Below are 15,233 nucleotides of genomic sequence, written 5' to 3'. Positions count from 1 at the left end.
GCGGTTGTGCTGGTGGTGCGGCTGTGCTGGTGGTGCGGCGGCGGGCGCGCCTAGCGCGCGGGGCGCCCTCGTCAGTATGACGGCGGACGGCGCCCGGAGTCAGGACTCCGGCGCCAACTCCCTTGCGCCCCGCAGAGCGCCGGCCGCCGCTCGTCCTGGGGCCTGGCGGGGCCGCCCGTCGCTCGCCGCCCGTCACCGGGCCTGACGGGCGCCGCTCGCCGTACGGCGCCCGTCGCCCGTCGCTCGGCGTCACGAGCGGCTGGGCCTGGCGAGGACCGCTCGCCGTACGGCCCCCGCCGCCCGTCACTCGGCGTCACGCGCGCCGCGGCCGCCGTACACCGTGCCTGCCGCCTGCCGCCTGCCGCCCGCGGCCCGCCGTACGTCCCCCGCCGCACGGCGCTCGGCGTCCGGACGCCTCCGTTCAGCCCGCCGTGATCCGGCCCGTCACGTCTCCGAGGCCCACGCGCACGCCGTCCGCCCCCGGGGCCCAGGCCGACAGGGTCACCACGTCCCCGTCCTCCAGGAAGGCCCGCTTGCCGTCGGGGAGTTCGAGGGGCTCGCTGCCGTTCCAGGTCAGTTCGAGGAGCGAGCCGCGCTGGGCGGGCTCCGGTCCGCTCACCGTGCCCGAGGCGAACAGGTCGCCGGTGCGCAGGGAGGCGCCGTTGACCGTCATGTGGGCGAGCTGCTGGGCGGCCGTCCAGTACATGGTGGAGAAGGGGGGCTCGGAGACCGTGGAGCCGTTGACCGCGATCGAGATGCGCAGGTCGTATCCGCCGGGCTCCTCCTTCGCGTCGTCCAGGTACGGCAGCAGTGCGTGGGTCCGCTCCGGCGGGGCGACCCGTGCCTCCTCCAGCGCGTCCAGCGGTGTGATCCACGCGGACACCGAGGTGGCGAAGGACTTGCCGAGGAACGGGCCGAGGGGGACGTACTCCCAGGCCTGGATGTCGCGCGCCGACCAGTCGTTGAGCAGGCACAGTCCGAAGACGTGCTCGCGGAAGTCCTCCAGCGCCACCGGCTGCCCGGCGCGCGAGGGCACGCCGACCACGAAGCCGACCTCGGCCTCGACGTCGAGCCGCACGGAGGGGCCGAAGACCGGGGCGGGGTCCGCGGGGGCCTTGCGCTGGCCCGACGGGCGGACGACCTCCGTGCCGGAGACGACCACCGTCCCCGCGCGGCCGTGGTAGCCGATGGGCAGGTGCTTCCAGTTCGGGGTCAGCGGGTCCTCGGCGTCCGGGCGGAAGATCCGGCCGACATTGCGCGCGTGGTTCTCCGAGGCGTAGAAGTCGACGTAGTCGGCGACGTCGAACGGCAGGTGCAGGGTCGCCTCGGACAGCGGGTGCAGGAACGGCGCGACGGTCTCCTGGTGAGGGGGCGCCGTCACCCAGGCCGTGAGCGCGCGCCGCACGTCGGACCAGGCGGTGCGGCCCGCCGCGAGCAGGGGGTTGAGGGTGGGCCGGCCGAGGAGGGCGGCATAGGGGGAGCCCAGCGCACGCGCCGCGGCGCCCGCGTCCAGGACGTGGTCGCCGAGCCGGACGCCGACGGTCCGCTCCTGCGATCCGGCACGGGAGAAGACGCCGTAGGGAAGGTTGTGCGGACCGAAGGGGTCGCCCTCGGGGACCTCGAAGGGGGGCATGGGGTGCTGCCTCACTCTCGTGTTCCGTGCGTTCCAGTGGCGGGCCACCCATACATGTGGCCGGACCACACGTTACGGGGGCGGCGGCTGTCTTGGGCAGGCTCTAAAGAGTTTGCAATGTCCGGATTGCTCTTGTCGGAGCACTCCGTTCCGGCTTAGCGTCTTTTGCGGGAGGCGGACGGGGTGGGTCCGCTCCCGTAGGGGGACCGGTGAGGGGACGCGTGGCCGGGAACGTGGCCGGGAGCACGGTCAGACACGTGGCCGCAGGCGTGGTCAGACACGTGGCCGGAAGCGCGGTCAGACACGTGGTCAGACATGAGGCCGGGAACGCCGTCAGCGTGCCGTTCGCGGCCGACCGCGACGTGCCGGGCCTGCTCGTGAAGTTCGGCGACTACCCGCTGCACCACGGCGGAGTCGGCGCCGTCCGCAGTCTGGGCCGCCTCGGCGTGCCCATGTACGCCGTCACCGAGGACCCCTACACGCCCGCGGCGTCCTCCCGCTATCTCGCTCGTGCGTTCGTCTGGCCGACCAGGGGCAGCGAGGAGGCGGAGCACCTGGTCGAGGGGCTGCTGCGGATCGGGCGCCGCATCGGGCGGCCCGCCGTCCTCGTCCCGACCGACGAGGAGGCCGCCGTCCTGATCGCCGAGCACCAGGACGAACTCGCGGGCCGCTTCCTCTTCCCGCGCGTCCCGCCCGGCCTGCCGCGCCGCCTGGCCAGCAAACAGGGCCTGCACGAGCTGTGCGCCGAGCACGGCGTCTCCTCCCCGGCCGCCGCCTTCCCCGACTCGTACGAGGACGTCGTCGCGTTCGCCGCGGACGCCCGCTTCCCCGTGGTGGCCAAGAACCGCGAGGCGTTCGCCCGCCGCAGCCGCCCCGCCGTGCACGGCACCACCAGGATCGCCACCCGCGCGGGACTGCTCGCCCTGGCCCGCGAGTGGGGCGAGAGACCCGGGGTGATCCTCCAGGAGTACCTGCCCCGGGAGGCGGCCGAGGACTGGATCGTGCACGCCTACGTCGGCGCGGACTCGACGCCGCTGGCGATGTTCACCGGGGTCAAGGTCCGCTCCTGGCCGCCGCACGCGGGCATGACGGCCAGCGCCTACGTCGTGGACAACCCGGAACTCGCCGACCTCGCCGCCCGTTTCGTCAAACAGATCGGCTACACCGGGATCGTCGACCTCGACCTGCGCTTCGACCGGCGCGACGGGCGGTACAAGCTCCTCGACTTCAATCCGCGCATGGGCGCCCAGTTCCGCCTCTTCGAGAACGAGGCGGGGGTGGACGTGGTGCGGGCCATGCACCTGGACCTGACCGGCCGCCCCGTTCCCAAGGGCGAGCAGCGCGCCGGGCGCCGCTACCTCGTGGAGAACATCGACCTGCCCGCCCTGCTCGCCTACCGCCGCAGCGGCTACACCACGCCGCACGCCCCGGCGAAGGCGAGCGGCACGGAGCTGGCGTGGCTGGCGGGCGACGATCCGCTGCCGTTCCTCGTCATGCTCGCGCGCTGCGCACGGCCGGGCGCGTCCCACCTCTACCGCCTGTGGCGCACCCACCGACGCGGCGGCGCCGGTCCCGCGACGGCGGGACCGGACGGCTGAACGCGGCGCGGGTTCCGCGACGGTGGCGCCGGGCGGTTGACCGCGGTGCCGGTCCTGTGACTACGGAGCCGGGCGGCTGACCGCTACGCCGGTCCTGCGAGCGCGGCCCTGGGCGGCTGACCGCAGCGCCGGTCCCGCGACCACACTCCGGGCGGCTGACCGCGGCCCGGAGGCCGTCAACTGGTCGGCGCGCAGAAGGAGTCGGCGGGAACTGGCCGGGCTTCGGCGGCCGTGGCCCCCCGTCGCCTCCCGTGGGGTTCGGGCGGTGGGTGGTCCGTATCCTCTGATCATGCCCGCACCCCCCGCGTACCGCCTCATCGCCACCGACCTGGACGGAACGCTGCTGCGCGGCGACGACACCGTGTCCGCGCGGTCGCGTGCCGCGCTCGTGCGGACGGCGGCGGCCGGTGCGCGGCACCTGGTCGTGACCGGCCGGCCGGCGCCGCGGGTGCGGCCGTTGCTGCGGGCCCTGGGCGCGACCGGGCTCGCGGTGTGCGGCCAGGGCGCGCAGCTCTACGACGCCGGGGCGGACCGCCTGCTGTGGTCGGTCGCCCTGGACCGGGAGGCGGCCGAGACCGCGCTCGGCAAGATCGAGGCCGAGGCGGGGGAGGTGTACGCCGCGGTCGACCAGGACGGAGCGGACGGGCTCACGCTCATCGAGCCGGGGTACCGGATGCCGCACCCGACCCTGCCGGCCCGGCGGATCGAGCGGCGCGAGGAGCTGTGGCGGGCGCCCATCATCAAGGTGCTGCTGCGCCATCCCACGCTGTCGGACGACGACTTGGCCGCGGTGGCCCGCGGCGTGGTCGGCTCGCTGGCCACGGTCACCATGTCGGGGCCGGGGACCGTCGAGCTCCAGCCCCGCGGCGTCACCAAGGCGACCGGGCTGGCGCTGGCCGCCGCGCGCCTCGGGCTGGGCCGCGAGCACGCCCTCGCCTTCGGCGACATGCCCAACGACGTCCCGATGTTCCGGTGGGCCGCCCGCGGCGTCGCCATGGCAGGCGCCCACCCCGAGCTGAAGGCGGTGGCCGACGAGGTCACCTCGTCGAACGAGGACGACGGCGTCGCGGTCGTCCTGGAGCGGCTGTTCCCCGAGTCCTGAACCGGACGGGCCGTCAGCGGCGTCGGAAACGCGTCAGCCCGATCGGACCGCCGTCGGATACGTGTCAGCCCGGTCGGACCGCCGGGCGGAAACGCGTCCGATCGCTAGGACGCCGGGCGGATCGCGTCCCACCGGCCGGTCCGCTGGGCGGAAACGCGTCCCACCGGCCGGGCCGCCGGGCGGAAACGCACGCGACCGGCCGGACCGCCGGCGGGGCCGGGGGCCGACCGGTCGGGTCGGCGGCGCCGGCCGGGGACGGGGCGTCCCTCGGCCGGGCCGTGCGGGTCAGTACGCGCCGTGGACGTTGTCGATGGTGCCGTACCGGTGGGCCGCGTAGTTGCAGGCGGCGGTGATGTTGGCGACCGGGTCGTAGATGTCCCAGGACGTGCCGTTCACGTGGTACGTGGTGAAGGTCGGCTGGATGACCTGGAGCAGGCCCTTGGACGGGATGCCGGCGCGGGCGTTGGAGTCCCAGAGGTTGATGGCCCTGGGGTTGCCGGACGACTCGCGTATGACGTTGCGGTAGATGCCGTTGTAGGTGCCCGGGATGTGCTTCTGGGCCATGACGGCGAGGGAGGCGCGGATCCAGCCGTCGAGGGTGTTCGGGTAGCCGATGGTGACCGCCGTCTTGACGGCGGGAGCGGTGGCCGGGGTGGCGGCGGAGGCGCAGCCCGCCCCGATCAGGGGGAGGGCGAGCACACCGGCGCCCGTGCCGCTGATGGCGAGGGTGCGGACGAGACGAGCGGTGCGGGCGCGGCGAAGACCGTTTCCAAGCATGGGAATTCCTCTCCGTCGCCTGCGAGGTGAGCTGTCGGGTTCGGGCGGGGAGGTGCCCGGCCGCGTCCTGTGCGGACGCGGCTTCACCCCGAGCCGCTCCGGAGCGGCCTCAACCGTGAGACGGCGTAGGCGTTCCGGCGCGGCGACTTACCTGGGTCCCCCGCTCCTGCCAAGAGTGTTCGGTCGTTGGATTCGGGCGGTGGCAGGATTCGGCGTCCACCCGGCAGGGCGGAACGTATGCGAGAGCACATGTCCTGAACAAGTGCCGGATTCGTACAAGTCCTATTTGACCTTGGTCTGAGGCGTATGGGGTACTAGATCCTTTGCAGTCGCCAAGGGTCAACTGGCATACGGGCGAAGGCGGGAAAGGGTGGGCGGGGCGCGCGGCGTCCAGGGTCGGACGTGACCCAAGTCACGGTTTGATGGGGCTGAGCCCAATTGCCCCTTAAGGGGAGGGGAAATGGCAATACGGTTAAATCGGACTTTGGATCGAAGGGGGTGGGGCGGCGGGTGCGAAGGCGGGGCGCGAAGACGTGTGACGGCTGTCACATCGAGTGAGGTTATGGCCCGTGCATACGGGAACATCTGTGGGCGGGCGCACGCGCGGGCGTCGCCGCGGGCGAGGAAAGGCGCGTCGACAGGCACCAGTTCCTACGGAGTGATCGACCCCATGCCAGGCGTGATCCCATGCCGGGCGTGATCCCCTGCCGCCCGGCCTGTAACGACAGGCGCTGGCGGTGATCGAAACGTGACCGGATACGCTGACTCGACTGATGGCAACGACCTATCGACGAACCGTGTAGGCGCCAGCAGACACCAGAAGACAGGAGACCCCTCGTGACCGTCGTCGGGCCGTTCGGACTGAGCGTGCGGGACCAGGCTCTCGAAGCCGATGTCCAGGCCGGATTGACGGCTGTCGAGGAAGGGCTGCTCGAAGCCACCAAGAGCGAGGTCCCCTTCATCACGGAGGCCGCGCAGCACCTGGTCACGGCGGGCGGGAAGCGCTTCCGGCCGCTGCTCGTGATGCTCGCGGCGCAGTTCGGCGACCCGTACGCGCCGGGGGTCGTGCCGTCGGCCGTGGTCGTGGAGCTGACCCACCTGGCGACGCTGTACCACGACGACGTGATGGACGAGGCCGCGGTGCGGCGCGGGGTGGCCAGCGCGAACACCCGCTGGGGCAACTCGGTCGCGGTCCTGACCGGCGACTTCCTGTTCGCCCGCGCCTCCCAGATCCTCGCCGACCTCGGCCCCGAGGCGGTCCGGGTGCAGGCGCTGGCGTTCGAACGGCTGGTCACCGGGCAGATCCTGGAGACGGCGGGCCCGCAGGACGGCCGGGACCCGGTCGACCACTACCTGGACGTGCTCGGCGGCAAGACGGGATCGCTGGTGGCCGTCTCCTGCCGGTTCGGCGCCATGATGTCCGGCGCCGACGAGCGGGTCGTGGACGTCCTGACGCAGTACGGGGAGCGGCTGGGCGTCGCCTTCCAGCTCGCGGACGACGTGCTGGACATCGCCTCCGACTCCCGCGAGTCCGGCAAGACCCCGGGCACGGATCTGCGCGAGGGCATCGCGACCCTGCCGGTGCTGCGCCTGCGCGAACGCGCGGCCCGGCTCGGGCTGGCCGAGGACGCCGCCCTGTGCGAGCTGCTGGAGTCCGACCTGACCGACGACGCGCGGCACGCGGAGGCCCTCGCGAAGCTGCGGGCGCACCCGGCCTTGGCGGACGCCCGCCGCGACACCGTGCGCTACGCGGAGGACGCGCGGGCCGCACTGGCCCCGCTGCGCGAGTGCGACGCGAAGACGGCGCTGCGGGAACTGTGCGACGCGGTGGTCCACCGGGCCGGCTAGCCCGACTGGATACGCGGCGCGTCGGCCGGAGTGACGTGTACGCGGGGTCGGCTGGACCGGCCGGGTACGCGGCGCTTCGGCTGGGCCGACCGATTCCGCCGTGTCGGCTGGAGCGACTGGGCACGCCGCGTCCGCGTCGGCTGGACCGACCCGGCTCCGGTCCGTCGGCGGCGCCCCGAGGCCCCCGGCGGGCGGCTTCCCGCGTCCGCCGCTGCTGGTGGGCCGGGTGGCCGGTAGGCCGGTGCGCCCTGTGCAGGCGGCGACGAGCGGCGTTCTCGCGCCCGACCGGCGCAGGCCCCGCGCTTCCCGTAGCGCGCCGGAAGCCCCTTCCCCCGGTGCGGGCCGGACGCGGCACGGCCTCTGAGCGCGCCGGGAGCCCGTCCCCCTATAACGCGCTGAGCGCGGACACCCGCCCTGGAGTGCGCCGGGCATGCGCCCACCCTGAGACGCCGCACGCCGGCGCCCTCCCGGATGCGTACCGGATGTCATCCCGCAGGCGTATGCGGACCTGCCTCCGGGGGCTGACGCTTTATCGCGGCCGATTTGGTCAGATGGAAAGCAGGGACCGACCACACCACTCCTCACCGGATCGGGTGAGAATGGCGGCGCGGGGTGGGAGCAGTGCTGACGAGCGGCCGCCGCCGACTACGGAGGTAAGGCAGACATGGCACCGTACGAATCCGACGAGACCAGGGGCGCCGAAGAACTCGACGACCGGCCCTCGGCGAGCCGCAGGGCCGCACGCTACGCCGTCCCGGTCGCGGTGGTGGGGGTGGCGGCGGCCGCGATCGGCCTCGTCCCGGCGCTCGCCGACTCCGGCGACCCCTCCCTGCCGAAGATCACCGCCCAGCAGCTCATCGAGAAGATCGCCGCGTCGGACGTGCAGCGGCTGTCCGGCACGGTGAAGATCAGCACGGATCTCGGTCTGCCGAACCTCGGCAGCCTGACCAGCGGCCTGGCCTCCCGTATCGGCAACGGAGGCAAGGGAGGTGACGGGGCGTCGGCCGACCCGGCCGCCAAGCTGACCGAGCTGGCCTCCGGCACGCACACCCTGCGCGTCGCGGCCGACGGGCCCGACCGGCAGAAGGTCTCGCTGGTCGAGAGCGCCGCACAGTACAGCGTCGTCCACAACGGCAAGGACGTCTGGAGCTACGACAGCGCGTCCGACGAGGTCCACCACGCGACCGCGGACCAGCGCGCGGGCCGGCACCAGGAGTCGGCGGCCCCCGGCACGCCCAAGGACTTCGCCGAGCAGGCCCTGAAGGCGGCCGACGGCACCACCTCGGTGAGCGTCGACGGCACCGCCCGGGTGGCCGGCCGGGACGCCTACCGGCTGGTGATCAAGCCCGAGCACGCCTCCGGCACCACGGTCGGCGTGATCAGCGTCGCGGTGGACGCCAAGACCGGGCTGCCGCTGAAGTTCACGCTCACCCCGGCGAGCGGCGGGGCGGCGGTGGTCGACGCGGGCTTCACCCAGGTCGACTTCGCCAAGCCCGCGGCCTCCACGTTCGACTTCACTCCGCCCAAGGGCGCGAAGGTCACCGACGAGAAGCACGCCGCCGCGGGCGAGCACTCCTTCCGCCACGGCATGCCGGACCGCGGGGACGCCGGGCGCCGGGACGCCGGGCCGTGGGGCGGTGCCCAGGACGGGCCGAAGATCCTCGGCAAGGGCTGGAACTCGATCGCCGTCTTCGACACCGGCGCCAAGGGGGGCATGCCGTCCGCCTCCGCCTCCAAGGGCGGCGACCTCGGCGGTTTCCTCGGCTCGCTCGGCGACCACGTCTCCGGGCGGTTCGGCAAGGGCACGGTGTTCTCCACCCGCCTGATCAACGCCCTGATCACCGACGACGGCAAGGTCTACGCCGGCGCCGTCACCAAGGACATGCTGGTCAAGGCGGCCGACGCGGGCCACTGAGCCGAGCCGCGGCGGTCGGTGCCGCCTCCGGCGGGTCGACGCCGCCTCCAGCGGGTCCGCGCCGACCGGGCGCCTCGGTCCGCTGGCGGCACGGCGATGACGGCCCGCTGACGGCACGGCGGTGACGGCCCACTGAAGAGTCCGGAGCGGCTGAGCGATCCGGAACGCCGGGCGCCGTATGTCAGGGGGACCTCCCTAGGGGGTCCCCCTAGTCGTGCTGCCCGGTCAGCCGGGCGAGCGAGTCGGCCGCGCGCGGGGGCTGGCCGGTCAGTCGCTCAGGTCGCTCAGACGCCAGTCCGGCCGCCACGGGACGCGGGGGAGGGGCCGGCCGGGGCGGCGACCGGCCCGCAGAGTCAGATCTCCGGTCCGCGCTGCGTGTCCAGGCGCATGCCCGTTCCCTTTTCTTCGCACCGTCCTGCGCCTTCCTTCACCGTCCAGGCGATCACGGCGCTTCGCGCGTGACCCCGGCGGCCGGATCGCGGTTCCTGGTGCGAGTCTGTGACGCCGCGGTGACGTGGGAAGCGCGGGCGGACGGAGAGACTCGACAGTAGGCGTACGACCGGATGGAACGCATCCGAGTGAGGGAGCAGATGTCTCGACTGAGCTGGGGGAAGAAGCGGGAACACCGGGACGCCGTGCGCTCGGCGGCCTCGGGGACGGCGCCGATCGCCGTCCACATGCCCGGTACGGCGCCCGCACCCAGTAGGGCGCCCGTGCCCGGTACGGCGCCCGCACCCGGTACGGCGCCCATGCCCGGTAAGGCGCCCGCGCCCAGTGCGCCCCCCGCGTTCGCCATGGCCCCCGAGCTGGACCCGAAGCCCGTGCCCACCCCCGCCCGTGGCTTCGACGCCATGGCCGAGGCCGTGCTCGGGGACGAACCCGGCGGCTCGGCCGGCGGAGGCGCCGCCCTGCTCGCCGAGCCGACGGCCCGGGTCGGCGAGGCCGTGAAGGCGGGCCGCATCGACGAGGCGACGGCCCTGGCGGAACGTACCGTCGCACAGGCGTCCGGCGCCCTCGGCGCGGAGCATCCGGAGGTGCTGCGGCTGCGCGAACTGTCCGCCTACATCGCCTACTTGGCCGGTGACCCGCTCCGCGCCTTCCGTCTCTCGCTCGACGTGGCCCGCGTCCACCGCGCGGCAGGGGACGCGGAGAGCGCCTACGGCGACGTCCGCAGCGCGGCCACCGCGTGGCGGGCCGTACGCGACCCCGAGCGGGGACTGCGCCTGGGGCGCGAGCTGATCGACCTGTGGACCGCGCTCTCCGCCGAGGACGGCCCGGCCGCCGACGAGATCGGCCAACTGGAGTCCGCCCGCGCCCGCATGGGCCGCCTCGCCGAACGCGCCGCCCGCTCCCAGGACCGCCGGCCGCCTGCCTGACGAGGCCCCGGCGCGGCACGGCCCGGATCACGCAGACCCTCGGCCGCCGCCGGGGCAGATGGTGTCTTACAGGCGCCTGAGATCATCGGCTCAGTCTCTCAAGCTTCCGCTGGATGCTGCCGATATCCGATTGCCAGTCCTTGAGGTTCTCGACGGTCCTCCCGAGAAGCGTCGTGCGCTTCTCCTCGGAAAGACCCTCCCATTCACTCAGGGAAGTCCCGTTTTGCCGTATTTTATGCTGGAGCCTGTCGGCGTCTTCACTGATGCGGATGCATTCTGCCAAGAGGCGATCGTCCCGGTCCGTCCACATGCGGGACCTGTCGCGCCTCGCACGATCCATCCCGCGGGCATAGTGATCAGCTTGGCCGTGGAGCCCTGATACTTGATTCCAGAGCCCTGTCAGTTTGCCGATGATGTGCGAGACGTTGAGTTTGGAATAAGAATGGTATGGGTTGTCGATGTTGTATTTGACTCCGAAGTTCTGGGCGATGTCCATCACTTCGTGGAGCGTGTGGTAAGCGAATGTCGTCGTGTGGTCGAAATCGATGCGCCAGAATGCGAAGATCCCCCACCCGAGCGCGGCGATCTCCTCCTGTGTCGCTCCGCTGGCCCGCGCCATTTTGAACATGCGGGCGGCAGTGAAGGACTGTCCTGCCCAGACCGGCATGTTCCTGGACCGCGCCAGAATGGTGGTGTCGGAGTTCTCGTTCCGTGTGGACGGGTGCGTTTTCTCCCTGCCTCGATCGTCCAGCTTGGGCGCTCCGTCAGGGTGCAGGAGAGGATTCTGGCCGCGGTCCGTCGTGCTGGCGATCCGGCGACCCCTGTGGTCGACACGTGTCGTACTCAATGAATCGAGTTCGTCGATCTCGGGCACGGCCTCCTTCCCCTTCGTCGGGGGAGTGTGACGTGAATGACCGAAGTACTCGGAAAGATCGTGCAGGGTTATCATCTTCTCGCGGAGGTTGAAACGCTCAGGATGCTTCATGACCTCGTAGAGCCCTCCGCGTGCCATGATCCGGGCGTCCAGACGGGTCCCGCGGAACTGCGGGTTCATCGCCCCGTCGAAGTGAGCGATGTACGCTCCGACAGGACGCCTCTCCACGTGTGCGAGACCGCTGCGCAGTTCGTTCTTCATGACGGCGATATCATGATCGTCCATCATCCTGTTGGTCTGAACCGCTTTGGTGTAAGCGAACATGCGCTTCAGGAACACGTTGAGGAAACTGTTCAGGTTCTCATCCTCGTGCATTGCTTGCGCCGCGCCCTTTTCTTCCTTCCTTCTGCCCTTCGCGTAAACCCAGCCCATGAGGTTCCGGGCAAGCTCAGTGTAGTTGTTGACTTGGATGTCGTGATTCTTTGCGCCGAAGTCGGGATGCTTCCCGACCACGCCGTCGAGGACCGGATGGTAGGTGTTCTTGACTCCGACAGGGGCAACGATGGCCTTCGCCAACTGCCATTTGATTTTAGCTGCCTCATTGGTGAAGGCCCTGCGTTCGTTTTCCGTGAAATTCACTGCCGCTTCGGTGTTGAAGGCGTAGGTCACCTCGTTCGTCAGCCTCGAGAGAATCTGCTGATGGTGCTGCGGCAGGGGCGGGACCGCAGCGATTTGATTGTGGTACTCCGCCGTGAAGTCCCGCTCTCCGACCTTGAGGGCTCGCTGCACCTTCGACGTATCCGAGGGCAGGGAACTCCCGCCTCCCTGGGTCTTCTTGCGCGAGACACTCGGGCCATGGGCGCCGGCCGACGTCGCGGAAGGAACCGGCGAGCGCATGACGCGATCGGCCGTCGCGTCGGCCGCGACCTCTGACGGGCCCTTCGCCTCCGACACGTTGACGTCCCCGTAGGCAACGGACTTGAACGACCTGCCCTTCTCGTTCTCCTCGACGTGGGCCAGCTCGTGCGCGATGATTTTCTTGTCGCGTTCGAAACCCGCGTTGAACACCACATGATTGTCCACGGTGTACGCTTGGGCCTGCAATTCCTCCGCCGATTGAGCGGCCTCGCGTCCCGTGTGAAAGCGAACAGGGCTGAAATCGGCGCCGTCGCCGAACCGCTGCTCCATCTCCTCGCGCAGTTCGGCGTCCATTGGCTTGCCTGCCGAGCGGAGCACATGGTGAACGGTCAGCGGCTTCCCGCCGTGGGGGGCCGCGGAATGGTCGTGTTCCTCTGTCTCTTCGTCGGCCCGTGCCGATGCTCCAGCGAAGCGGCGGCTGACGAGAAGATTCACCGCCGCGTTTCCGACGCTGCGCTGAAGAGCGGTGATGCCTGCTGGACCGAAGGCTCCCCGCCCCGTACTCGTCGAGGGGCGAGGACCAAGCGAACGGGTCCCTGACCGAGGCGCCTCAGTCGTGACGTCGAGATCCGTGTGTCCACAGCCGGAGGAATGCCGGTGGTCGTCCCGGTCCGCCTGCGGCGACCGCGCCGCGCCGGAGTGCTGGAGCCACGCGCTCACAGCGGCGTTGCCCACGCTTCGCTGCAACGCGAGCAGACCGGCCGGGTGCGCGGCGGCGCCTGCCTGGGCAGGAGGTCGCCTCACGTTCGGTTTCCTGTCGGTCTCTTCACGTGAGGCCATGACTGTTCTCCCTCGCAGCACCGTCAGAGCTTCTGCATGGATAGCGCAGGGAGAATGCGGGGTGAAGGACCGAAGAGGCAGAAGTGCGGGCAGTCCTGCGAGGGCAGCGCTCGGGCGGTCCCGAGAGGGCAGGGGCGCGGGCAGTCCCGAGAGGGCAGGGGCGCGGGGTCTACGACTCCGCCGCGCTCGAGTCCAGTCGCGCGGGCTCGGCGGGAGCGGGCAGTGGCGTCGCGGGCCGGGGCGCCGGGCGGGACGCGGCGAGGCGGGCGCGGGCCTGGGCCGCGCGGTGCGCCGTGCGCAGGCCGTCCCAGGTCAGCAGGGTCAGCGCCAGCCACACCAGGGCGAACCCGGCCCAGCGCTCGGCCGGCATGGACTCGTGGAAGTAGGCCACGCCGAGCAGGAACTGGAAGACCGGCGCGAGGTACTGCAACAGCCCCAGCGTGGACAGCGGCACGCGGATCGCGGCGGCGCCGAAGCAGATCAGCGGCAGCGCGGTGACCACACCGGTGGAGGCGAGCAGGGCCGCGTGCCCGGCGCCCTCGCGGGCGAACGTCGAGCCGCCGTGCGCCGACAGCCACAGCAGATAGGCGACGGCGGGCACGAACTGGACCGCGGTCTCGGCGGCCAGCGACTCGACGCCGCCGAGGCCGACCTTCTTCTTCACCAGGCCGTAGGCGGCGAAGGAGAAGGCGAGGCAGAGGGAGATCCACGGCGGGCGGCCGTAGCCGACGGCGAGCACGACCACGGAGGCGGCGCCGGTGCCGACCGCGGCCCACTGCACGGGACGCAGCCGCTCCTTCAGGAGCAGCACGCCTATCGCGATGGTGACCAGCGGGTTGATGAAGTAGCCGAGGGACGCCTCCACGACGTGGCCGCTGTTCACCGACCAGATGTAGACGCCCCAGTTGACGGTGATCACGGCGGCGGCGATCACGACCAGACCGAGCCGGCGCGGCTGGCGCAGCAGCTCCGCCGCCCACGCCCAGCGCCGCGTGACCAGCAGCGCCACGACGACGAACGCCAGGGACCACGCCATCCGGTGGGCGAGGATCTCCGCCGCCCCGGCGGGCTTGAGCAGCGGCCAGAACAGGGGGACGAGCCCCCACATCCCGTAGGCCGCGCACCCGTTCAGCAGCCCGATGCGTTCCTCGCCGCTCGGCTTCTCGCTCACGCGCCCTCCCTCATGCCGCCGCGCGCCCGGTGCGACGTGCCCGGTGCGACCACGCCGGACTCCGGCGGGCAGGCACGAAGGTAGCGCCGGGCCCGCCCGCCTGTCATGCCTGTATCGCCATACGGTCATGACAGACGGGAGCGGCGAGGCGCGAGGGAGACGAGGCGCGCAGGGTCAGCCCTTGAGCGCGGCGGCGATCGACTCGGCAATCGGCGTGGTCGGACGGCCGGTCAGCCGCGACAGGTCGCCGGTGTCGACGACCAGCTCGCCCTTCTCCAGGGAGACGTCGGAGCCCGCCAGGATCGAGGCGAACGTCTCCGGCAGCCCGGCGCTCTCCAGGACGCCCTGGTACTCCGCGGGGGAGACCGGCCGGTACACGATCTCCTGGCCGGTCTGCCGGCTCAGCTCGGCGGCGAACTCGGTGAAGTCCCACGCCTGGTCGCCGCCCAGCTCGTACGCCTTGTTCTCGTGGCCCTCGCCGGTGAGCACCGCGACGGCGGCGGCCGCGTAGTCGGCGCGCGCGGCGGAGGAGACCCGGCCGTCGCCCGCGGCGTGCACGACGGCGCCGTGCTCCAGGACCGGGGCGAGCTGCTCGGTGTAGTTCTCGTTGTACCAGCCGTTGCGCAGCAGCGTGTACGGCAGGCCGGAGGCGCGCAGCGCCTCCTCGGTGCCGCGGTGGTCGTCGGCGAGGGCGGCCTTGAGGCTGGCGGGGGCGCTGGTGTAGGCGAGCAGGGCGACGCCGGCCGCCTTGGCGGCGTCGATGACGGCCTGGTGCTGGCGGACCCGGCTCTTGTCGACCTCGCTGCCCGAGACGAGCAGCACCTTGTCCCCGGCGGCGAACAGGCCGTCGAAGGTCTCGGGCGCGTCGTAGTCGGCGACCGCGATCCGCACCCCGCGCTCGGCGAGGTCGGCGGCCCGCTCCGGCGTGCGGACGACCGCGGTGATCTCTGCGGCCGGGACCTTTTCCAGCAACTGCTCGACGACGAGGCGGCCGAGGTGTCCGGTGGCTCCGGTGACGACGATGCTCATGAGAAGGATCTCCCTGTGGTGGTGTGCGTCTGTAACTAACCCTAGGAGTGGCGCTAACTTTTGGAAAGTACCCACTTCAAAGTAAGGTACGGGCATGACGGTAAGCAGCCGGACAGCGCCGAGCGGCGGCGCCCGACCGCTGAGGGACGCGGCGATGCGCGAGGCGGCCGTGCGCGACGCGGGCGTGCGTAAGGCGGGCGTGCGCGGGGCGG

Annotated in this window: 10 protein-coding genes and 1 riboswitch; of the genes, 5 read left to right on the top strand and 5 right to left on the bottom strand. The window is 71.9% G+C overall.

The features are described 5' to 3' along the window. Positions 1-421 precede the first annotated feature (421 nt). Positions 422-1,633 carry a fumarylacetoacetase gene (gene fahA / locus ABZ861_RS13080; RefSeq protein ID WP_361628328.1) on the bottom strand — a complete coding sequence of 404 codons (1,212 nt, stop codon included), beginning with the start codon at positions 1,631-1,633 and terminating at the stop codon, positions 422-424. 338 nt (positions 1,634-1,971) lie between these two features. Here fahA and ABZ861_RS13075 point away from each other — a divergent pair, with 338 nt between their 5' ends. Together ABZ861_RS13075 and ABZ861_RS13070 are read left to right on the top strand one after the other, a co-directional pair. Next, the gene (locus ABZ861_RS13075; RefSeq protein WP_361628660.1) at positions 1,972-3,231 is read left to right on the top strand and encodes an ATP-grasp domain-containing protein; all 1,260 of its coding nucleotides are present in this window, start codon (positions 1,972-1,974) and stop codon (positions 3,229-3,231) included. A 289-nt stretch (positions 3,232-3,520) separates the two neighbouring features. Further along, positions 3,521-4,333 carry an HAD family hydrolase gene (locus tag ABZ861_RS13070; protein ID WP_361628325.1) on the top strand — a complete coding sequence of 271 codons (813 nt, stop codon included), beginning with the start codon at positions 3,521-3,523 and terminating at the stop codon, positions 4,331-4,333. Between the two features lie 285 nt (positions 4,334-4,618). Here the strand turns inward: ABZ861_RS13070 and ABZ861_RS13065 are convergent, their stop codons facing one another. Further along, complete coding sequence (locus tag ABZ861_RS13065; protein WP_361628322.1) at positions 4,619-5,110, bottom strand: transglycosylase SLT domain-containing protein; 492 nt, start codon at positions 5,108-5,110, stop codon at positions 4,619-4,621. A 3-nt stretch (positions 5,111-5,113) separates the two neighbouring features. Further along, a riboswitch (cyclic di-AMP (ydaO/yuaA leader) is annotated at positions 5,114-5,319 on the bottom strand. A gap of 628 nt (positions 5,320-5,947) precedes the next feature. Between ABZ861_RS13065 and ABZ861_RS13060 the strand changes: the two genes are divergently transcribed. The 3 genes from ABZ861_RS13060 (at position 5,948) to ABZ861_RS13050 (ending at position 10,249) form a co-directional block, all read left to right on the top strand. Further along, positions 5,948-6,958, top strand: coding sequence for a polyprenyl synthetase family protein (locus ABZ861_RS13060; RefSeq protein WP_361628319.1), 1,011 nt, complete (start codon positions 5,948-5,950; stop codon positions 6,956-6,958). A gap of 664 nt (positions 6,959-7,622) precedes the next feature. Next, positions 7,623-8,873, top strand: coding sequence for a DUF2092 domain-containing protein (locus ABZ861_RS13055; protein WP_361628316.1), 1,251 nt, complete (start codon positions 7,623-7,625; stop codon positions 8,871-8,873). 590 nt (positions 8,874-9,463) lie between these two features. Further along, positions 9,464-10,249, top strand: a complete 786-nt coding sequence (locus ABZ861_RS13050) for a hypothetical protein (protein WP_361628313.1) — start codon at positions 9,464-9,466, stop codon at positions 10,247-10,249. 82 nt (positions 10,250-10,331) lie between these two features. Here ABZ861_RS13050 and ABZ861_RS13045 read toward each other — a convergent pair whose 3' ends face one another. From ABZ861_RS13045 to ABZ861_RS13035, 3 genes are all read right to left on the bottom strand, one after another. Next, complete coding sequence (locus tag ABZ861_RS13045) at positions 10,332-12,821, bottom strand: DUF4157 domain-containing protein (RefSeq protein ID WP_361628310.1); 2,490 nt, start codon at positions 12,819-12,821, stop codon at positions 10,332-10,334. Between the two features lie 169 nt (positions 12,822-12,990). After that, positions 12,991-13,992, bottom strand: coding sequence for an EamA family transporter RarD (rarD, locus tag ABZ861_RS13040; protein WP_361628307.1), 1,002 nt, complete (start codon positions 13,990-13,992; stop codon positions 12,991-12,993). A 174-nt stretch (positions 13,993-14,166) separates the two neighbouring features. Further along, a complete protein-coding gene (locus tag ABZ861_RS13035) occupies positions 14,167-15,021 on the bottom strand; it encodes an SDR family oxidoreductase (protein WP_361628304.1) in 855 nt (284 codons plus the stop codon). Positions 15,022-15,233: the final 212 nt, after the last annotated feature.

This window comes from Streptomyces sp. NPDC046985, assembly GCF_040644415.1.
Lineage (GTDB): Bacteria > Actinomycetota > Actinomycetes > Streptomycetales > Streptomycetaceae > Streptomyces.
Note: the sequence above shows the minus strand (reverse complement) of the source record. Positions and strands in the feature narration are given on the sequence as shown.

Bases quoted from the DNA above. Each gene is read 5' to 3' on its own strand.
- fahA (WP_361628328.1), bottom strand. From the start codon at position 1,633: ATGCCCCCCTTCGAGGTCCCCGAGGGCGACCCCTTCGGTCCGCACAAC.
- ABZ861_RS13070 (WP_361628325.1), top strand. From the start codon at position 3,521: ATGCCCGCACCCCCCGCGTACCGCCTCATCGCCACCGACCTGGACGGA.
- ABZ861_RS13065 (WP_361628322.1), bottom strand. From the start codon at position 5,110: ATGCTTGGAAACGGTCTTCGCCGCGCCCGCACCGCTCGTCTCGTCCGC.
- ABZ861_RS13055 (WP_361628316.1), top strand. From the start codon at position 7,623: ATGGCACCGTACGAATCCGACGAGACCAGGGGCGCCGAAGAACTCGAC.
- ABZ861_RS13050 (WP_361628313.1), top strand. From the start codon at position 9,464: ATGTCTCGACTGAGCTGGGGGAAGAAGCGGGAACACCGGGACGCCGTG.
- ABZ861_RS13045 (WP_361628310.1), bottom strand. From the start codon at position 12,821: ATGGCCTCACGTGAAGAGACCGACAGGAAACCGAACGTGAGGCGACCT.
- ABZ861_RS13035 (WP_361628304.1), bottom strand. From the start codon at position 15,021: ATGAGCATCGTCGTCACCGGAGCCACCGGACACCTCGGCCGCCTCGTC.